Genomic DNA, 20,146 nt, shown 5'->3' with positions numbered 1-20,146 from the left:
GAACACACTAACGCATCCGGCTGCGAATGCAATCAGACCAATGGATAGCGAGCGGGCGCGGGTTGCTCCTCCAATTCTGTATTCACTGAAAACCTCTGTGGGAGCGGGCTTTTGTGGCGAGGGGGCTTGCCCCCGTTGGACTGCGTAGCAGTCCCGGAGCGTCTGGTTTTGGGGCCGCTTCGCGACCCAACGGGGGCAAGCCCCCTCGCCACAGAAGCTCGCTCAGGGGATTTGTGTTCATCACTCATCCGCGATAGATCAGCCGCGAAGCCTTTTCATTGCGCAAGATCAGGTGTTCCATGCCCTGCCCCGGCGCGTCGGCTTCGTCCCGGGCCTTGAGAATAACGTCGTGGTGCGGTGACTTGCTGCACACCGGATCAGCGTTACTTGCGTCCCCCGTGAGCATGAACGCCTGGCATCGGCAGCCACCGAGGTCCTTGTGCTTTTCATCGCAGGAGCGGCACGGCTCTTTCATCCAGTCATCGCCGCGAAAACGGTTGAAACCCAAGGAATCGTTCCAGATGTGCGCGATGCTGTGCTCGCGCACGTTGGGAAACTGCACCGGCAACTGGCGGGCGCTATGACACGGCAACGCCGTGCCGTCCGGGGTGATGTCGAGAAACAGGTTGGCCCAGCCATTCATGCAGGTCTTGGGGCGTTCTTCGTAGTAATCCGGGGTGACGAAAATCAGCTTGCACGGGTGGCCCTCGGCCTCAAGCCGCTGGCGGTATTCATTGGTAATGCTCTCGGCGCGCTGCAATTGTTCGCGGGTCGGCAACAGGCCGATGCGGTTGAGTTCGGCCCAACCGTAGAACTGGCACGTGGCCAATTCGACGAAATCCGCCTCCAATTCCAGGCACAGTTCGATGATTTGCGCGATCTGGTCGATGTTGTGCCGATGGGTGACGAAGTTCAGCACCATCGGGTAGCCCTGGGCTTTCACCGCCCGGGCCATGGCCAGTTTCTGGGCGAAGGCCTTGCGCGAGCCGGCGAGCAGATTGTTCACCTGTTCGTCGGCGGCCTGAAAGCTGATCTGGATATGGTCCAGCCCGGCGACTTTGAAGTCGCGGACCTTCTGTTCGGTCAGGCCGATACCCGAAGTGATCAGATTGGTGTAGTAGCCCATGTCCCGCGCGGCCTTGATCAGCTCGGCCAAGTCCTGGCGCACCAACGGCTCGCCACCGGAAAAACCCAGTTGCGCAGCGCCCATCTCCCGCGCCTCGCGGAACACCCGTATCCATTCTTCTGTGCTCAACTCCTGGCCCTGTTGGGCGAAATCCAGCGGGTTGGAGCAATACGGGCATTGTAACGGGCAGCGATAGGTCAGCTCCGCCAGCAACCACAACGGTGGCCCGGGTGGCTGTTCGATCGGGTTCACAAGACGATCCCCCGGTGCCAGACCCGCTCGGTGGTGACGGTGTGATACGGCGGGCGATCCAGTTCGTAGGCCATGCTCATCGCGTCGAGCATGCTCCACAGCACATCGAGCTTGAACTGCAGAATCTCCAGCATGCGTTGCTGGCCTTCGACCGTCACGTAGTGCGCCAGGGTGATGCGCAAACCATGCTCGACATCGCGCCGGGCCTGGCTCAGCCGTGTACGGAAATAGTCGTAACCGGCCGGGTCGATCCATGGGTAATGGGTGGGCCAGGCGTCGAGCCGGGACTGATGAATCTGTGGTGCGAACAGTTCGGTCAGCGAGCTGCTGGCCGCTTCTTGCCAGCACGCACGACGGGCGAAATTGACGTAGGCGTCCACGGCGAAACGCACGCCAGGCAGCACCAGTTCTTGCGAGAGAATTTGTTCGCGCCCCAGCCCCACGGCTTCGCCCAATCGTAGCCACGCTTCGATGCCGCCTTCACTGCCGGGGATGCCGTCATGGTCGAGGATCCGTTGCAGCCATTCCCGGCGCACGTCGCGGTCCGGGCAGTTGGCGAGGATGGCGGCATCCTTGAGCGGGATGTTCACTTGGTAATAGAAGCGATTGGCGACCCAACCCTGAATCTGCTCGCGAGTGGCACGCCCGGCGTACATGGCTTGGTGGAAGGGGTGATGGATGTGGTAATAGGCGCCTTTGGCGCGCAACGCCTGTTCGAACTCGGCGGGGGTCATGGGCGTGTCAGTCATTGCGGTTCTCCGGGGAATAACCGTTGGGTTCTGCGGTGTCTGGTCTGGCCTCATCGCGGGCAAGCCCGCTCCCACAGGGTTTTGTGTACACCGCAGATCCTTGTGGGAGCGGGCTTGCCCGCGATGGGGCCATCCGCTTACAGCTCAATACTCATGCCGTCATAAGCCACTTCAATCCCGCGCCGCTCCAGCAACGCGCGCTCGGCCGAGTCTTCATCGAGGATCGGGTTGGTGTTGTTGATGTGGATCAGCACCTTGCGCTGGCGATTGAAGCCCTCCAGCACGTCAAGCATGCCGCCGGGGCCGCTTTGCGGCAGGTGACCCATTTCGCTGCCCAGGCTCTGGCCGACTTCGCACACGCGCATTTCATCGTCGCGCCACAGCGTGCCGTCCAGCAGCAGGCAATCGGCGCGTTGCATCCAGCTCAAGACCTCGGCGTCGATTTGCCCCAGCCCCGGCGCGTAGAAAACCGATGCACCACTGCGCAGGTCTTCGATGAACAGGCCGATGGTGTCGCCCGGCTGCGGGTTGCCGCGGTTGGGGGAATACGGCGGTGCATTGCTGACCAACGCAATCGCGCGAAATTGCAGGTGTGGGCAGGCCGCGATACTGAACGGCTCGCGATCCAGTCCGATGGGTTGCCACTGCAAGCCACCGTTCCAGTGTTTGAGCATGGTGAACAAGGGAAAGCCGCTGCTCAGGTCTTGATGAACCCGCTCGGTGCACCAGACCGCATGCGGGCAGCCTTCGCGCAAGCTCAACAGACCGGTGCAATGGTCGATCTGACTGTCCAGCAGCACGACACCGGCAATCGCCGTGTCACGCAAGCGTCGGGCCGGCTGCATGGCTGGAAAGCTTTCAAGTTGTGCGCGAATGTCCGGTGAAGCATTGCAGAGCACCCACTCCACACCGTCGTCACTCAGGGCAATGGAGGACTGCGTGCGGCGTTGCGCGCGCAGGTTGCCGTTGCGCATCGCGGCGCATTGACGGCAGTTGCAGTTCCATTGCGGAAAACCGCCGCCAGCGGCGGAACCGAGAACGCGGATGTGCATGGATGCCTCCAGAAGGCAGGCCCGGCCAACGCGACGGCTGACCGGGCAATCAAATCAACGGTTGGCGAAATACATCGTCACTTCGAAGCCAATGCGCAGATCGGTAAACGCGGGTTTATTCCACATGGGTCAATCCTCTTCTTGTGCCGGACGATTCCGGTAAAGCCATTAATGCACGAGGGTTGAGATGACCGAATGCTACTTTCGAAGGAGGTTGCGGGGTGCGTTGGTAGGGGGTATTGCGCAGATCTTTAGCACCACACAAAACCTTGTGGGAGCGGGCTTATGTGGCGAGGGGGCTTGCCCCCGTTGGGTCGCGGAGCGGCCCCAAAACCAGAAGTTCCGGGACTGCTACGCAGTCCAACGGGGGCAAGCCCCCTCGCCACATAAGCCCGCTCCCACAGGTTTCAATGGTGTTCTTGCGGGTTAGAAGAACCCCAGCGGATTGATGTCGTAGCTCACCAGCAGGTTTTTGGTCTGTTGGTAATGGTCAAGCATCATCTTGTGGTTCTCACGGCCGACACCGGACTTCTTGTAGCCACCGAACGCGGCGTGGGCCGGGTACAGGTGGTAGCAGTTGGTCCAGACGCGCCCGGCCTTGATCGCCCGGCCCACGCGGTAGGCGCGGTTGATGTCGCGGGTCCACAGGCCGGCACCGAGGCCAAACTCGCTGTCGTTGGCAATCGCCAGGGCTTCGGCTTCGTCCTTGAAGGTGGTGATTCCCACCACCGGGCCGAAGATTTCTTCCTGGAACACACGCATCTTGTTGTGGCCCTTGAGCAGGGTCGGCTGGATGTAATAGCCGCTCGACAAGTCGCCCTCAAGACGCTCGGCCGCGCCGCCGGTAAGCAGCTCGGCGCCCTCCTCCTGAGCGATTTTCAGGTACGAGAGAATCTTGTCGTATTGCTGCTCGGACGCCTGGGCGCCGACCATGGTCTCGGTGTCCAGCGGGTTGCCGCGCTTGATCTTGACGATCTTCTTCATCACCTCGGCCATGAATGGCTCGTAGATCGATTCCTGCACCAGCGCCCGGGACGGACAGGTGCAGACTTCGCCCTGGTTGAAGAACGCCAGCACCAGGCCTTCGGCGGCTTTCTCGATGAACTGCGGCTCGGCGTTCATGATGTCTTCGAAGAAAATGTTCGGCGACTTGCCGCCCAGTTCAACGGTGCTCGGAATGATGTTCTCGGCGGCGCAATGCATGATGTGCGCACCGATCGGGGTGGAACCGGTGAAGGCGATTTTGGCGATACGCTTGCTGGTGGCCAGCGCCTCACCGGCTTCGCGACCGAAGCCCTGGACGATGTTCAGCACGCCGGCCGGCAGCAAGTCGGCGATCAGCTCGGCGAACACCATGATCGACAGCGGCGTTTGTTCGGCGGGTTTGAGCACGATGCAGTTGCCGGCCGCCAGGGCCGGGGCGAGTTTCCAGGCGGCCATCAGCAGCGGGAAGTTCCACGGGATGATCTGCCCGACCACGCCCAGCGGTTCGTGGAAGTGATAGGCGGTGGTCAGTTCGTTGATCTCGGCGGCGCCGCCTTCCTGAGCGCGGATGCAACCGGCGAAGTAACGGAAATGGTCGGCGGCCAAAGGCACGTCGGCGTTGAGGGTTTCACGCACGGCCTTGCCGTTGTCCCAGGTTTCGGTGACGGCGAGGATTTCCAGGTTCTGCTCGATGCGGTCGGCGATTTTCAGCAGCACCAATGAGCGATCCTGCGCCGAGGTTTTGCCCCAGGCATCAGCGGCGGCATGGGCGGCGTCGAGGGCTTTCTCGATGTCGGCGGCGCTGGAGCGCGGGAACTCGGCAATCACTTCACCGGTGACCGGTGAGGTGTTGGTGAAGTACTCGCCGTTGATTGGGGCAACGAATTCGCCGCCGATGAAATTGCCGTAGCGCGGTTTGAAGGTAACGACGGCGCCGGGTGTTCCGGGTTGTGCGTAGATCATGGTGGGCCTCTGTCTGGGTCGATGCCTGTCAGGCCAACAGGCGATGAACCGATAGTAGAGAGCCCCGCCTGCCAGACGAATGCGCCGTTGGCAGGGGGATTCTCGTTATTTGGTAGTAGGTTCAGGTGATCCTTGTGGCGAGGGGGCTTGCCCCCGTTGGGTCGCGAAGCGGCCCCCAGCATTTTTCCAGACTCACCGAGTTGCCTGGATTTACGACTGCTGCGCAGCCGAACGGGGGCAAGCCCCCTCGCCACAAAAGCCCGCTCCCACAGGGGTTATGCGGTGGATTCAGGTTGATCAGTGTTTGGCAACGAGATCTTTAGGCAGCTTGAACGTCCAGAGCATGCCGCCCTGGTTGAAGTCTTTGACGCGCTTGGCCACTTCGCCGCCCCACAGCGGTACCGCACCGCCCCAGCCAGAGAGCACGGAGACGTATTGCTCGCCGTCCATTTCCCAGGTCACGGGCGAGCCGAGCACGCCGGAACCGGTCTGGAACTCCCAGACTTTCTCGCCAGTCTTGGCATTGAACGCTTGCAGGAAACCTTCCGGCGTACCGGTGAACACCAGGTTGCCCTTGGTGGTCAGCACTCCGCCCCACAGCGGCGCGAAGTTTTTGTGGCGCCAGACTTCCTTGCCGGTTTTCGGGTCGATGGCGCGCAACACGCCGATGTAGTCTTCATTCAACGGTTTGATGGTGAAACCGGCACCCAGGAACGCCGCGCCTTTCTTGTAGGCGATGCCTTCGTTCCAGATGTCCATGCCCCACTCATTGGACGGTACATAGAACAGGCCGGTGTCGCGGTTGTAGGCCATCGGCATCCAGTTTTTCGCCCCCAGGAACGCAGGCGCAACGAATACCGAACTGCCTTTGGCCTCGGAACCCGGGGCCCCCGGACGGCTGGCCTCGTTGTAGATTGGTCGACCGTTTTTATCCAGGCCGCTGGCCCAGGTGATCTTGTCCACGAACGGGAAGCCGCGGATGAATTTGCCGTTGGTGCGATCGAGCACGTAGAAGAAACCGTTACGGTCCGCGGTGGCCGCGGCTTTGATTTCCTTGCCGCCTTCGTTGTAGTTGAACGACACCAGCTCGTTCACGCCGTCATAGTCCCAACCGTCGTGGGGCGTGCTCTGGAAGTGCCATTTGATCGTGCCATCGTCCGGGTTCAGCGCCAGGCGCGATGACGAGTAGAGGTTGTCGCCAGGACGCAGGTGCGAGTTCCACGGCGCCGGGTTGCCGGTGCCGAACAGCAGCAGGTTGGTTTCCGGGTCGTAGTAGCCGCCCAGCCAAGGGGCCGCGCCGCCGGTTTTCCACAGATCGCCCGGCCAGGTCTTGCCGGCTTCGCCGCCGGAGATGCCGTTCTCCACAGCCTTGCCGTCCTTGTAGACATACCCCATGTGACCTTCGACGGTCGGCCGGCTCCACAACAGGCTGCCGTTTTTCGGGTCGTAGGCTTCGATCTTGCCCACCACACCGAACTCGCCACCGGCCACGCCAGTGATCAGTTTGCCGTTGATGACCAACGGCGCGGCGCTGATGGAATAGCCTTCCTTGTGGTCGGCGACTTTCTTGCTCCAGACGACTTTGCCGGTGTCTTTGTTCAGGGCTACGAGCTTGGCGTCGAGGGTGCCGAAAATCACCAGATCGCCATACAGTGCAACGCCCCGGTTGATCACATCGCAGCACGGGCGGATGTCATCGGGCAGGCGCGCGTCGTATTGCCAGAGCTTGCGGCCGGTGCGCGCATCCACTGCGAACACCCGCGAGTAGGAACCGGTCATGTACATGACACCGTCCTTGATCATCGGCTGCGCCTGCTGACCGCGCTGTTTTTCGCCGCCGAACGAAAAGGCCCAGACCGGTCGCAGGTCCTTCACGTTGTCGACATTGAGGGTGTCCAGCGGGCTATAGCGCTGACCCTGGACGCCCAGGCCGTTGGTGACGATCTGGTCCGGGTTTTTCGGGTCCTGGAGGATGTCTTGATCGGAGACTGCGGCCAATGCCTGGCCAGACAACAGCATGGCACTGAGCAGCAGGCTCAAAACGAAGGGTTGGCGACGTGCGGGTTGGGTCATGACGGCTGCCTCTGCGGTTTTTGTTATACCCGGGGAATTTTCCCGGTCTGGTGCAGATTCTTGGACGCCGCCGTCCTTGCAACAATTGCCCGCAGTGCGGAGATTGCTAGTTCCTTAGTACCGGGTCGGTCGCGGATTTTGTGATGACTGATCGTTCCCACGCTCTGCGTGGGAATGCCTCAACGGACGCTCCGCGTTCGGCTCCGGAAGGGACGCGGAGCGTCCCGGGCTGCATTCCCACGCGGGAGCGAGGGAACGATCATCAATGCTGGCCCGAATCCACCCGCCTCATCTGCCCCCGTTCATAACGCGGGTACAAATGGCTGACGCTGCGGATCAGCTCATAGCGACTCAGGCTGATCCCGGCGAAACGTTCAGGGATGGGGCTGCGGATCATCTCGGCCATGTCGCTGCCATGGGCCGCGCCATCGCGCATCAGTTGGTCCAGCCAGGTCAGATAATCGTGCATCTGCTCGAACGGTTTTGTATCCGTGGCCACCGGCCCATGGCCAGGGACGATCAGCGTCCACGGCAAGCCCTGCAGGGTCGCGATGTCCGCCAGCCACACCGACAGCCCAGGGCTATTGGGCGTGGTCAGGGCGCGTTGATAAAACACCAGATCCCCGGCAAACAACACGCCGGTTTTCTGGTCGAGAATAGCCAGATCCGCGCCGGTGTGCCCACCCAGACTCAGTAGGCGCAGATCGTGGTTCCCAAAACTGTGCACGCCTGGCGTCAGCCCTTGCGTCGGCAACACCACTTCGGTGCCGCGCATCCAGTCACCCACCAGCCGATACATGTTCTCGGCCATGGCATCACCCTGTTGCCGCAACAGTTCGGTGGTACCGGCCAAGGCGCCAATCGGCACGTCGGCGAAAGCCTGATTGCCCAACACATGATCAGGATGGTGATGGGTCAGCAGCACCTGGATCACCGGTTTATCGGTGGTTGCCGCAATCGCGTTGCGCAGGGCCTGGCCATAACGTTTCGACGGCCCGGTGTCGATGACCACCACGCCCTGTTCGGTGACGATGAACGCGGTGTTGACGATGTTGCCCCCGTTGCTCTTGGCAAAGTTGTCGGTACTGCCTTCCAGCAGCCAGGTGTCTTCGGCGATCTGCCGGGGCTTGAGTGCGTAATCGGGATCGGCCAGGGCCGGCAGGCTCAGACTGATGAACAACAGCAGCATCCAGCGCATCACTCGCTCCTTGTCAGGGAATGGCCGCATCGAATTGATTGCCGCTGTTGTCGCGCAGCACCAGGCGCGTCTGCCCTGCCCCTTCGATATCGAACGCCAGATTGGGGTTTTCGCTGACCGCCGGGAACAACTCCAGGCGCGCCAGCAATTGATCGTTTTGATCGCGCAGCTCGGCGTAATTGATGAAGAACTCCGGAATACCGCTGACCATGCCGTTGTCCATCGGATGCGAGACCTGCAAACGCACGCGACTGAACTCGCCACGGGGATAACGGCCACCCAGCATTTCGCCGATATGCTCCTCCCAACCCGCTTGCGTACGCACCACGCTTGGCGCCGTGCAACCACCGCCTGCCGCATCGATCAGGGTCGAGCCGACATGCCACAGCCCGTCGCGGGTCAGTACCGCCGCACGCAGCGGCGTGGCCTGTTCAACGCGGATGCGGATCGATAGCCACGGCAGCACGCCGGTCAAGGGTTCGAAGTCGACGATTTTCGGCAGCGGATTGAGTTCCGCCCAAGCGAGGATGCGCACCACATCGCCCTTGAACGCCCGAGCGTCGATTTCCAATGGCACTTGCCGGGCGTCTTCGGCAAATGGCGGCGCGAGCAACTTGACCCGCTCGTCGAACACGAACGGTGCGTCGCCGAGCATTTGCTTGTGATAGAACGCCCACATCACCGACGGCACCGGGTCTTTACCCGGCTCGACGTCAACCGCGTTCGCGGCCAACGGCAACCAGCAGGCCAACAGGCAACTCGCTCGCCAGTTCACTATTGATACATCTCAGGCACGTCATACCGCAGGCCGTAACGGGCATAAATGGCTTTCACCGAGCCCTCGCGAATCAATACTTCCAGCGCCTCTTCCACGGCGTAGGCCAGTTGCCGGTTGCTTTCATGCACCGCCATGCCGATCTCCCAAAGCTGTTTGCCCATGTTCGGGTAGGCGTTTTGCGCCAGCGCCACTTGCGGGTCGGCGGCCTGATGAACTTGCCAGTCGATCTCGCCGCGCATGGCCATGACCGCGTCGACTTCACCGGCCTTCATCGCGGCAAACGCCTGGGGCACGCCCGGGTAATGATGGGTCTTGGCGGCGAGCATGCCGTTGAACACCGAGGTCAGGTAAAACGACGGCACGCTGTCGACTTCGACGCCGATCGGGTGTTGCTGGAACACCGCGACGCTGGCCACTGAGTCCAATCGACGGCGGTCATAGGCCACTTGCCATTGTTCGGTCTGGTACGGCCCGAACATCACCACATGGCCGTTTTCCAGCTCACCCAGTTCATTGCGTTTGAGTGCGTAATCGCGATCGTAGGGCACGCGCATCATCAGGTCGGCCAGTTGCTGATTGTGCAACTGACTGGCCCGCCAGATGTAATCGCGCAGGTCGTCATCGAGCTTTTCCCCGGCGGGTGCCCAGATCAGCTTCAGACGCACCCCCATGGCCTTGGCCAGGGCCTGGGCGAGTTCGACATCGACCCCGCGAGCCTCGCCCGCGTTCTCGAAGCTGTAGGGCGCGAAGTCCTTGTACACCGCGACTTTCAGCTCGGCGGCGGCGATCATTTCGTCATAGGTACGGACCTGCGCCTGTGCTGCCTGGCAACACAGCCACACAGCACTGATCAACACCGCGAGCAAACGCATGGGTCACTCCTCGACGCGCACGCTGTCCAGGTAGGTGCGTACCGCCCACAAGGCTTCCTGACTCAGGTAATCAGCCATCTTCGGCATGTACACCCGGCCGTCACGCACGGCGCCATGGCGCACGCGTTCGACGAACCATTCATCACCGGCCTCGTCGGCGTCGAGCATGCGCAAGTCCGGGGCGATGCCGCCGGACTTGGCTTCCAGGCCATGACAGGCCGCGCAGTTCTGGTTGTAGGCCGAAGAGCCGATTTGCACGGCTTTTTCGCGCTCCGGGGAAGAGCGGTAAGGGTTCGCCGCCGCCCAACCATCGGCATCGACTTGCACACCGGCATCCTTGATCGGGGTCAGTCCCTGGGTTTCGATGGCTTGGGGTACCACGTTGCCGTGGGCCCAGACGGCGCCTGCGTTGATGAAACCGGCCAGCAGTCCGGCAACGAGCAAGGCGTTGCGTTTTGTTGTCATTGTTCTGCCCTCAAGATTGCACGCAAAACCTCTTTGAAGAGGCTATGGCACCCATCTTAGGAACGGCTTTGCGCCAACCCCATGCTGCTTTGGTGGCCGCGACCTACTCCCTTGGTAGTAGGGCTTGTGGCGCGGGCCCAATGAATACGGGTTGGGCGCCATGCAGCTTGTCGACGCCGATCAGGGTCAGGATCAGTAAAAACGGCAGGAGCAGTGCCTTGAGAATTCGCATGGTCAATCTCCCCCTTGAATGATGGCCGCTGAAGACCATGCTAAAACCGCGCCGTCCGGGGAGAGTTAATACCTTGGTACTGGCCCATCGGTACTTTCTGCATATTTCCCCACCCGTCCAGGGTTCCTATGCTGACGCTACCAGTGATGGAGTGCCTTTATGCGCCAGCTCGCCCCTTATGCCTTGATCTACCTGTTGGCGATTGCCTGCGCCGCCGGGGTGGCGACTCAGGTTCAGGCGGCGGATGCGCCGCTGCAGGTGCAGATCGGTTACCTGGGCTATCGCCCCGATCCCGGCCCGTTGCTGTCGAACGTCATCCCCGAACCGACCGATGCCGGCCTGCGCGGTGCCGAACTGGCCATCGCCGACAGCAACAGTACCGGGCGCTTTCTCAATCATAGCTACAGCCTGGTCAGCGCCAGCGTCGACCATCCGGATGCGTTGATCGAAGCGGCCAAAGCCCAGCATGAACAAGGCCTGCGCCTGTTTGTGGTGAATGCACCGGCGCAAACCCTGCGCCAGCTCAGCGCCGTGCTACCCGACAGCCTGCTGTTCAATGCCGGCAGCCCGGATGACAGCCTGCGCAGCACCGATTGCTTGCCGAACGTGCTGCACAGCCTGCCAAGCCGCGCGATGCTGGCCGACGCGCTGGCGCAATTTCTGGTGCTGCGCAAATGGCAGCGGGCACTGCTGATCGTCGGCCCGACCGCGGACGATCAAGCCTATGCCGCCGCCCTGCGCCGGGCGGCCAAGCGCTTCGGCCTGCAACTGGTGGCGGAGAAAGCCTGGAGTTTCGATAACGATCAGCGCCGCAGCGCCCAGGCCGACATGCCGCTGTTCACCCAGACCGCCGAGTACGACGTGGTGCTGGTGGCCGATGAACGCGGCGACTTCGGCGAATACGTGCCCTACCAGACCTGGTACCCACGGCCGGTCGCTGGCACCCAGGGCCTGACTCCGGTGGGCTGGCACAAGACCGTGGAAACCTTCGGCGCCGCTCAGTTGCAGAAACGCTTCGAAGCCCTGGCCGGTCGCTGGATGAACGATCGGGATTTTGCCGCCTGGATGGCCGTACGCAGCATCGCCAGTGCGGTGGGCAAGCTGCGCCAGACCGATGCCATGGCGATTCGCACGCTTGAAATCAGCGATCAATTACCACTGGACGGCTTCAAAGGTCGCAAGCTCAGTTATCGGCCGTGGAACGGTCAGTTGCGCCAGCCGATCCCCATCGTGCAACCCAGGGCGCTGGTCAGCACCTCGCCGCAAGACGGTTTCCTGCACCCCGTCAACGAAATGGACAGCCTGGGTTACGACAAAGCCGAGGTCCGCTGCCGCTTTCTCTGATCCTTTTTTCACGACAACAACAAGAAGGAATCCGCCATGCGCCGCACCCTGCTCTCCTGCGCCCTGCTGCTCGCCGCCGGGCATGTCGCTGCCAGCACCGCCTGGGTCTCCAACGAAAAGGACAACAGCCTGAGCCTGATCGATATGCAGACCCTGCAAGTCACCGACACCTTACCTGTCGGCCAGCGCCCGCGCGGCCTGTTGCTGTCCCACGACAACAAGTTGCTGTACATCTGCGCCAGCGATTCGGACCGGGTCCAGGTGATGGACATCGCCACGCGCAAGATCATCAAGGAACTGCCCTCGGGCAAAGACCCCGAACAATTTGCCCTGCACCCCAACAACCGCTGGCTGTACGTCTCCAACGAGGACGATGCGCTGGTGACGGTGATCGACACTGAAACCTCCAAGGTGCTCGGGCAGATCAGCGTCGGCGTCGAGCCTGAAGGCATGGCCGTCAGCCCCGACGGCAAGTGGGCGGTGAACACCAGTGAAACCACCAACATGCTGCACTGGATCGACACCAGCACCCAGACCCTGGCCGACAACACCCTGGTCGATCAGCGGCCGCGTTTCGTCGAATTCAATCCCGATGGCTCGCAGCTGTGGGCCTCGGCGGAAATCGGCGGCACTGTGACGATTCTCGACGTCGCCAGCCGCAAGGTCCTCAAGACCCTGACGTTCCAGATCAAAGGCGTACACCCGGACAAGGTTCAGCCGGTGGGGGTCAAACTCAGCGCCGATGGCAAATACGGTTTCGTCGCCCTCGGCCCGGCCAATCATGTGGCGGTGATCGACGCCAAGACCTTCGAGGTCCTTGATTATCTGCTAGTGGGCCGGCGGGTCTGGCAAATGTCGTTCACCCCGGATCAGAAGCAACTGCTGGCCACCAATGGCGTCAGTGGCGACGTGTCGGTGATCGATGTCGACAGCCTCAAAGTCAGCAAATCGGTGAAGGTCGGGCGCTATCCGTGGGGCGTGGTGGTGACGCCATGAATGCCCTTGAAGTCAGCGACCTGAGTTTCGCTTACGGCGCGCGGGAGGCCTTGCGTCAGGTGAGTTTCAACCTGGCACCCGGGCGTTTTGCGGCGTTGCTCGGACCGAATGGCGCGGGCAAATCGACGCTGATTGCCCTGCTCACCCGGCTTTACGATGTGCAGTGCGGTGATATTCGGGTGGGTGGTTGCTCCTTGCGCACTTCGGCACGTGCGGCGCTGAAGCAATTGGGCGTGGTGTTCCAGCAAAGCACGTTGGATCTGGACCTCAGCGTCGAGCAAAACCTGCGTTACCACGCCGCACTGCATGGCTTGTCCCGGCGCCAGACCGGGCTACGGGTCGACGCCGAACTGGCGCGCCAGACCTTGACCGAGCGCCGGGGCGAACGAGTACGCGAACTCAATGGCGGCCATCGTCGGCGGGTGGAGATCGCCCGCGCGTTGCTGCATGAGCCAAGCCTGTTGCTGCTCGATGAGGCCAGCGTTGGCCTCGATCCGGCCAGTCGCCTGGCGCTCAACCAACACATCCGCAGCCTGTGCCGGGAGCACACGATCAGCGTGCTCTGGACCACTCATTTGCTGGATGAGGTGCAGCCCAGCGACGACTTGCTGATCCTGCATCAAGGCCGCTTGGTGGCCAGCGGACAGGCCGATGCCCTGAGCCTGGAACATGGCGGCGACCTCGGTTCGGCCTTCGCTCGCCTGACCACCCCGGCCCCTTCAGGAGCAATCGTCGGATGAACGCTTATTGGCAATGTTTCAGCGGTATCGTGCTGCGTGAATGGCTGCGTTTCGTGTTGCAGCGCACGCGGTTTCTCAGCGCACTGGTGCGGCCGCTGCTGTGGCTGCTGGTGTTCGCCGCCGGTTTTCGCGCGGCGCTCGGCATCGCCATCATCGAGCCCTACGACACTTACATTCCCTACGAGGTTTACATCATCCCGGGCCTGGCCTGCATGATCCTGTTGTTCAACGGCATGCAAGGTTCGCTGTCGATGGTCTACGACCGGGAGATGGGCAGCATGCGCGTCTTGCTGACCAGCCCTCTGCCCCGGACCTTCCTGCTGTGCAGCAAATTGCTGGCGACGTCGCTGATTTCGCTGTTGCAGGTGTATGCCTTTCTGGCGATTGCCTGGGTGTACGGCGTGCAACCGCCGGCCATGGGTTTGTTGCTGGCACTGCCGGCGTTGCTGTTGGTGGCATTGATGCTCAGCGCGCTGGGCCTGTTGCTGTCCAACGCCATCCGCCAGCTGGAGAACTTTGCCGGGGTGATGAATTTCGTGATCTTCCCGCTGTTCTTCCTGTCGTCGGCGCTGTATCCGCTATGGAAAATGCGCGAGTCCAGCGAGTGGTTGTATTGGCTGTGCGCCTTGAACCCCTTTACTCATGCGGTGGAACTGGTGCGGTTTGCGCTGTATGAACGTTTCAATCCGGTTGCGCTGGCAGTATGCGTGGGGCTGACGCTGGTGTTCGCCCTGCTGGCGGTACTCACCTTCAACCCGCAGCATGCGGCGCTGCGCAAAACCAACTGACAGCTCCGACCCGATCGTTCCCACGCTCCGCGTGGGAACGATCAATATCCGGCAATCCAGCACAAAATTACTACTTTAGTACTGGTTTTCCTGTCTATCGTCGCATTCACAATGCACCGCTACTGGCATGTAATGGGTTCATAACTATAAGGACTGAACCCCATGCCCCGTGCACGACGTGTTCTGCTGTGCCCTTCTCTCGCCGCGCTGTCGCTGAGCCTGTTGCTGGGCGTCGCGCAGGCTGAAACAGCGCTGTTTTCCGCCGACGGTTATCGCATCGGTCTGTACCGCAGCCCGACCCCGACTCAACTCCAGGGCGCGAGTATCATCGACACGCCGGCCCTGCAAAACCTGCTCAAGCAGACGCCCCCGCCGCTGCTGATCGATGTCTACCGCCGGCAGTGGCTGCAAGGGCGTTTCATCGAAGACGAACCCCATGAAAACCTGCCCGGCAGCCATTGGCTGGCCAATACCGGTGACGGTGACCTGACGCCCCCGTGGCAGGACTATTTCGCGCGTCACCTGCAGCAATTGACGGCGGGCGACCTGAGGCGACCGTTGGTCTTTTACTGCCGCTCCGATTGCTGGTTGAGCTGGAACGCGGTAAAACGCGCCGCGTCCATAGGCTATAAAACACTGTATTGGTACCGCGACGGACTGGATGCCTGGCAAGCGGCGAATCTGCCCGTGACGCAGGCAAAGCCCGAGCCCTTTCCCTGACGTGAGCGCTTGCGTGTTGTAGCCACACCCGGATCAAAAATAATGAGGTGAAAGGCCATGTACAAAATTTTGATTGCCGACGATCACCCGCTGTTTCGCGAAGCCATTCATAACGTCATCAGCGACGGTTTCCCCGGCAGCGAGGTCATGGAAACCGCCGACCTCGACAGCGCCCTGGCCCTGACCCAGGAACACGATGACCTGGACCTGATCCTGCTTGACCTGAACATGCCTGGCATGCACGGCCTCAATGGCCTGATCAACCTGCGCAACGAGGCGCCGACCATTCCGGTGGTGATCGTCTCGGCCGAGCAGGACAAGCAAATCGTGCTGCAAGCCATCACTTATGGCGCGGTGGGCTTCATTACCAAGTCGTCGCCACGGGTGCAGATGACCGACGCCATCCAGCAGATTCTCAATGGCAATGTGTACCTGCCGCCGGACATTATCCGCACGCAGAAAAGCAGCACTCATCGCCGGATGAATGACACCCCGAGCTTCCCGCCCGAATTACTCCAGGCGCTGACCCGCAAGCAGTTGTTGGTGCTTGAGCGCATGACCAAGGGCGAATCGAACAAGCAGATCGCCTACACCCTGGAAATCGCCGAAACCACGGTCAAGGCCCACGTCTCGGCGATATTGCGCAAACTCAATGTGCACAATCGGGTGCAGGCGATTTTGAGTGCCGGGGATATTGATTTCGGGTCGTATTTGCGGCGTTGATGATCGTTCCCACGCGCTGCGTGGGAATGCCTCAACGGACGCTCCGCGTTCGGCTCTGGAAGGGACGCAGAGCGTCCCGGGCTGCATTCCCACGCAGAGCGTGGGAATGATCAGACAAACACCAGAAAACTCAAGGCCGACCCAGCAAATGACTCATCGCCGTCTTGAGTTTCATCGGCCGCACCGGTTTGTGCATCAGGGTGTGGCCCAGTTCACGGATTTGCTGTTTGAGTTCGTTGCTGTAGTTGGCGGTGATCATCATCGCCGGGATCGCTGAAGCACGACGGGCGTTGATCCGGGCCACGGCATCGACACCATTTTGCTCATCATCCAGGTGATAGTCGGCGATCAGCAGGTCGGCTTCGTCGTGATAATTATCCACTTGCCGCGCCAGGTCTTCTTCCGACAGCGCCGTGATCACCCGACAGCCCCAACCTTCGAGCAAGGTGCGCATCCCCGCACAAATCGCCGCGTCATTGTCCAGCACCCACACCCGCGCACCGCGCAGGCGCTCGAGCATCGGTTCGCTCATCAGCAGGTTCGGCAACGCCTTGGGCGCCGTGGCACTCAACGGCACTTCGACGGAAAACATCGAGCCCTTGCCCGGCCACGAACGCACGTGAATCCGGTGGCCGAGAATGCGCGCGATTTTCTCCACGATCGCCAGGCCCAGCCCCAAACCGCGATCCTGATCGGGACGCTGCACGTCACCGCGCTTGAACTCCTGAAAAATCTCCTCCAGACGGTTTTCAGCAATGCCCATGCCGCTGTCCCAGACTTCAATGGTCAACCGCTGATGATGACGTCGGCAACCGAGCACCACACGCCCACTGTAGGTGTAGCGAATGGCATTACTCAGCAGATTACGCAGGATCCGCGCGAGCAACTGAATGTCACTGCGCACCAGCGCCGAACACGGGATGAAATGCAGCTCGAGGCCTTCGCTGCGGGCCACTTGGGTGTATTCGGCGGCGAGGTTTTCCAGCAGTTCGCTCAGGGCAAAGGGCGCAATATCCGCCTTGATCACCCCGGCATCGAGTTTGGAAATGTCCACCAGCGTACCCAGCAGGTTTTCCACGTCTTCCAGGGAATTGCTCACGTTGCGCACCAGCGTTTCGTTGGCCACCGGCTCCCGGCGTTCGAGCAAGGCGCTGGTAAACAGCCGCGCGGCATTCAGCGGTTGCAGCAAATCGTGACTGACCGCTGCGAGAAACTTGGTTTTCGACAGGTTGGCCTGCTCGGCCTCGAGCTTGGCCTCGCGCAAGCGTGATTCCACCCGGCGGCGTTCATCGATTTCACGCAGTAATTGGTCATTGAGAGTCGTCAGTTCGGTGGTGCGTTCGCGCACCCGCAATTCAAGGTTCTGATAGGCCTGATGCAACGCCTCGGCGGTGCGGCGACGCTCGGTGATGTCACGGATCAACACGAAAATCCCCACCACTTCTCCGGTGGCCAGGCGATTGGGCACGTAGGAGCGCAGCATGTAGCGCTCCTGATTGTTGATGTTGGTTTCAGCAAACTCGAAGGTCACGCTCTCGCCGGCCAGGGCCCGGGCCACGTAGGCTTCCAGGCGCTGGTAATGTTGCTCGCTGTGAACTTCGCGCAGGCTCTGCCCGAGCATCACGCCCCGGGGCCAGCAGTACCATTCTTCATAGACCTTGTTAGTGAATTCATAAACCAGATCGGCATTCAGGTAGGCAATCAGCGCCGGCACATGGTCGGTGATCAGGCGAATCCAGCGCTCGCTTTCGCTGAGGGCTTCGGCGTGCTGGTAGCGTTCGGTGATGTCGGTGAAGGTGTTGACGAAACCGCCGGTGGGCAACGGATGGGTGCGGATTTCCAGCACCCGGCCATCGTAGAGGCGCTGCTCGCATTCCTGCACGTGCCGCCCGTTTTGATCGCGACTGGCCGGGGTCAGCAGGTTCAGTTCGCTGTCGGCAATCACTTCGGCGAACGGTCGATGAGCCGCCACCGGTGCCAGGCCGCTGAGTTCCAGGAAGCGCCGGTTCCACAGTTCCAGAATGCCCTCGGCGTTGACCATCGCCACGCCTTGGGACAGGTTGTCGACCGCCCGTTGCAACAAGTGCGACTTCTGCGCCACGGCCTGTTCACGGCGCAGGGTTTCGCTGAGTTTGACGTCGGTAATGTCAGTGAACAGAATCACCCGCCCGCCTTCCTGAGTCGGCCGTTCGCTGACTTGCAGCCAGCGCCCGTTGTGCAGGCGATAGAGCAGGTTTTCGTCGGCATGCCCACGGGGTTCTTCGCTGAACAGTCCGGTCGCGGTCATGAGCCGCTTGACCTCGCGCAAGCGCATGCCGGCGTTGATCCGCACCCGACTGTTGCCCCAGAACGCCTTGAAGCGGCTGTTGAACAGCACGATCCGCTGCTTGGCATCGAACAGCACAAAGGCGTCGGAGATGCTTTCGATGGCGTCGATCAAGTGTTGATGGGCCGTTTCGGCCCGCAGCCGCGCTTCGCTGAGCAAATGATTGCCCGCCTTGAGTTCGGCCATGGCCTGGTTCAGGGCATCGGTGCGCTCACGCACCTGTTCGGCCAGCACCACCGAATGCTGGAACGCCGCATACGGGTCGTTACCGCGGGTGATGCCGGATTCGATGCGCTCGATCAGCGCGCCATTGATGCGCTGCAATTTGTGGTTTTCGCGGCGCAGGCTGGCGATTTGCGCCTGAAGGTCAGCGCTGTCCAGGGGTTCGGCCTCGGGCAATGGCAACCCCGGTGAAGGTCTGGTTGATGTGCATGCCATTGAACTGTTCTCCGTAGGTGTTGAAACCCATCACCCGCTGATCCCGCAAAAACCCGCCGATCTGCTCGAGATTGCCGCCGTCTTCCAGTTCCAGACGCCTGAGAAAACAATCGCAGCCGATGGTCAGCAACAGGTCCCCGAGACGCTCCTGCAAACCGTCGAACAGGTTTTGCAGATTCGGCAGCATGGGGCCGGGGGTCATGACGGTGAGGACGATGCCGTTTTCCACTGCGCAGTAGAAACTCAGGCTCAGGTCCGGATGAACCTGCTGGATCGCCCGCACGTAATACTGATCGTTGATGCGCACCGCCAACGGGTGTGCGGCAAAGACCCGATAATCGAGGTCGGCCACCGCCACGCCGATGTGCCGGGCGTACTCTTCGGCGGCGGGTTCGGCGTTCAGTTCGAACACCCGGCGCGAGGCGCTGTCGGCAGCGGTGACCACCAGTTTCTCGGCCCTGGGCAGGATGTGGTGGGTGGTGAAGACTTCGAAGTCCAGCCAGGTGTTGACCAGCACCACCACCGCCGCGCCGCTGTGAAACTCGCCGCCGAAATACACGTGGGTGTGGGTCAGGTAGTTGTCGTCGCCGGCCGAACCGCCGAAATGCGGAATGTCGCCCAGCGCCGCACTCAGGGCTGCGAGAACCATTTCCTCACGACTGGACAGGCCATCGAGCAGGGTCAGGGCAAAGCTGTTGCCCTTGATCGGCGCCAAGGTGTTGCTGCGACAGCCACTGACCAGTCGTTCGACCATTTGCTGGGCATCGATCAGGCTGAAATGCTCCATCTCGTCGATCAGTTCGGTGGAGATGGAAAAGTGCCGATGATCGAAGCCCACCGCCGTCACGCAACTGCGGCCATAACCTTGGGGGGTGATTTCCCCGGCGCTGGTGCAACCCACCAGCCGGATGCCGCCGAAACTTTCCTGCAAGGCCTGGCCCAGCGCCTGTAAGTCGTACTCGGCGGAGCAGAAGAACAGCACAAAGCCCAAATGCGGATGCAAGAGTTGTCGCGCCAGATCCTGCGCCGCTTGCTGGGCATCGGTGGCCTGGGACATGGCGCTGACCACTCCGTCGTTCTGAACCTGCTCCATTGCTCGCCCCTCGCCGGTGCGCCTGTATGAGGCACGAGTGTACGAAGCCTGCGGGCGGGGACGAATGCTACTTGGGTAGTGGGTGGGGGGTTCGATGGGATGAGAGGGGGATTTGCACGATGGCGTGGCGGGAGCTTGTTTGACTGGAGCTTGTGTGGCTGGAGCTTGTGTGGCTGGAGCTTGTGTGGCTGGAGCTTGTGTGGCTGGAGCTTGTGTGGCTGGAGCTTGTGTGGC

Annotated in this window: 18 protein-coding genes; 6 read left to right on the top strand and 12 right to left on the bottom strand. The window is 61.4% G+C overall.

Annotated features, from left to right (window positions below; all coding sequences use genetic code 11):
• Positions 1-244: 244 nt before the first annotated feature.
• The 10 genes from pqqE to pedF all read right to left on the bottom strand — a co-directional run bounded on the left by pqqE (position 245) and on the right by pedF (position 10,512).
• Positions 245-1,378 carry a pyrroloquinoline quinone biosynthesis protein PqqE gene (gene pqqE / locus BZL43_RS25325; protein WP_095634803.1) on the bottom strand — a complete coding sequence of 378 codons (1,134 nt, stop codon included), beginning with the start codon at positions 1,376-1,378 and terminating at the stop codon, positions 245-247.
• Positions 1,375-2,127: a pyrroloquinoline-quinone synthase PqqC gene (pqqC, locus tag BZL43_RS25320; RefSeq protein ID WP_095634802.1), complete on the bottom strand. Its 753-nt coding sequence runs from the start codon at positions 2,125-2,127 to the stop codon at positions 1,375-1,377. The genes pqqE and pqqC overlap by 4 nt, the downstream gene beginning before the upstream one ends.
• A 137-nt stretch (positions 2,128-2,264) precedes the next feature.
• Entirely contained in the window at positions 2,265-3,179 is a 915-nt protein-coding gene (pqqB, locus tag BZL43_RS25315) for a pyrroloquinoline quinone biosynthesis protein PqqB (protein ID WP_095634801.1), read from the bottom strand.
• 54 nt (positions 3,180-3,233) lie between these two features.
• Entirely contained in the window at positions 3,234-3,305 is a 72-nt protein-coding gene (gene pqqA, locus BZL43_RS25310; protein ID WP_010455123.1) for a pyrroloquinoline quinone precursor peptide PqqA, read from the bottom strand.
• Between the two features lie 300 nt (positions 3,306-3,605).
• On the bottom strand, positions 3,606-5,126 hold the full coding sequence (locus BZL43_RS25305) for an aldehyde dehydrogenase family protein (protein WP_095634800.1): 1,521 nt from the start codon (positions 5,124-5,126) through the stop codon (positions 3,606-3,608).
• Between the two features lie 297 nt (positions 5,127-5,423).
• Entirely contained in the window at positions 5,424-7,199 is a 1,776-nt protein-coding gene (locus tag BZL43_RS25295; protein ID WP_095634799.1) for a PQQ-dependent methanol/ethanol family dehydrogenase, read from the bottom strand.
• 262 nt (positions 7,200-7,461) lie between these two features.
• The gene (locus BZL43_RS25290) at positions 7,462-8,397 is read right to left on the bottom strand and encodes a quinoprotein relay system zinc metallohydrolase 1 (RefSeq protein WP_095634798.1); all 936 of its coding nucleotides are present in this window, start codon (positions 8,395-8,397) and stop codon (positions 7,462-7,464) included.
• A 13-nt stretch (positions 8,398-8,410) separates the two neighbouring features.
• The gene (locus BZL43_RS25285) at positions 8,411-9,172 is read right to left on the bottom strand and encodes a quinoprotein dehydrogenase-associated SoxYZ-like carrier (RefSeq protein WP_095634797.1); all 762 of its coding nucleotides are present in this window, start codon (positions 9,170-9,172) and stop codon (positions 8,411-8,413) included.
• Entirely contained in the window at positions 9,172-10,047 is an 876-nt protein-coding gene (locus BZL43_RS25280; RefSeq protein ID WP_095634796.1) for an ABC transporter substrate-binding protein, read from the bottom strand. The genes BZL43_RS25285 and BZL43_RS25280 overlap by 1 nt, the downstream gene beginning before the upstream one ends.
• A 3-nt stretch (positions 10,048-10,050) precedes the next feature.
• On the bottom strand, positions 10,051-10,512 hold the full coding sequence (gene pedF / locus BZL43_RS25275; RefSeq protein ID WP_007907036.1) for a cytochrome c-550 PedF: 462 nt from the start codon (positions 10,510-10,512) through the stop codon (positions 10,051-10,053).
• A gap of 391 nt (positions 10,513-10,903) precedes the next feature.
• On the opposite strand from pedF, the gene BZL43_RS25270 reads away from it, so the two are divergent.
• The 6 genes from BZL43_RS25270 to BZL43_RS25245 all read left to right on the top strand — a co-directional run bounded on the left by BZL43_RS25270 (position 10,904) and on the right by BZL43_RS25245 (position 16,055).
• Positions 10,904-12,088, top strand: a complete 1,185-nt coding sequence (locus tag BZL43_RS25270; RefSeq protein WP_095634795.1) for an ABC transporter substrate-binding protein — start codon at positions 10,904-10,906, stop codon at positions 12,086-12,088.
• A gap of 36 nt (positions 12,089-12,124) precedes the next feature.
• Positions 12,125-13,084 (top strand): YVTN family beta-propeller repeat protein, encoded by a 960-nt coding sequence (locus tag BZL43_RS25265; RefSeq protein WP_095634794.1) that lies wholly within the window; start codon positions 12,125-12,127, stop codon positions 13,082-13,084.
• The gene (locus BZL43_RS25260; RefSeq protein WP_095634793.1) at positions 13,081-13,824 is read left to right on the top strand and encodes an ABC transporter ATP-binding protein; all 744 of its coding nucleotides are present in this window, start codon (positions 13,081-13,083) and stop codon (positions 13,822-13,824) included. The genes BZL43_RS25265 and BZL43_RS25260 overlap by 4 nt, the downstream gene beginning before the upstream one ends.
• Positions 13,821-14,612: an ABC transporter permease gene (locus tag BZL43_RS25255; protein ID WP_095634792.1), complete on the top strand. Its 792-nt coding sequence runs from the start codon at positions 13,821-13,823 to the stop codon at positions 14,610-14,612. Before BZL43_RS25260 ends, BZL43_RS25255 begins: the two co-directional genes overlap by 4 nt.
• A 162-nt stretch (positions 14,613-14,774) precedes the next feature.
• Positions 14,775-15,332, top strand: coding sequence for a PQQ-dependent catabolism-associated CXXCW motif protein (locus BZL43_RS25250; protein WP_095634791.1), 558 nt, complete (start codon positions 14,775-14,777; stop codon positions 15,330-15,332).
• A gap of 57 nt (positions 15,333-15,389) precedes the next feature.
• On the top strand, positions 15,390-16,055 hold the full coding sequence (locus BZL43_RS25245; RefSeq protein WP_063343411.1) for a response regulator transcription factor: 666 nt from the start codon (positions 15,390-15,392) through the stop codon (positions 16,053-16,055).
• A 130-nt stretch (positions 16,056-16,185) separates the two neighbouring features.
• On the opposite strand, the gene nahK is transcribed toward BZL43_RS25245, so the two are convergent.
• Complete coding sequence (gene nahK / locus BZL43_RS25240; RefSeq protein WP_095634790.1) at positions 16,186-18,780, bottom strand: hybrid sensor histidine kinase/response regulator NahK/ErcS'; 2,595 nt, start codon at positions 18,778-18,780, stop codon at positions 16,186-16,188.
• Complete coding sequence (gene nosP / locus BZL43_RS25235; protein ID WP_095634789.1) at positions 18,749-19,912, bottom strand: nitric oxide-sensing protein NosP; 1,164 nt, start codon at positions 19,910-19,912, stop codon at positions 18,749-18,751. The genes nahK and nosP overlap by 32 nt, the downstream gene beginning before the upstream one ends.
• Between the last annotated feature and the right edge of the window lie 234 nt (positions 19,913-20,146).

Origin of the sequence: Pseudomonas sp. PICF141 (assembly GCF_002286815.1) — a bacterium.
GTDB lineage: Bacteria > Pseudomonadota > Gammaproteobacteria > Pseudomonadales > Pseudomonadaceae > Aquipseudomonas.
The sequence above is the reverse complement of the archived record's forward strand: the minus strand, read 5'-3'. Positions and strand labels throughout refer to the sequence as shown.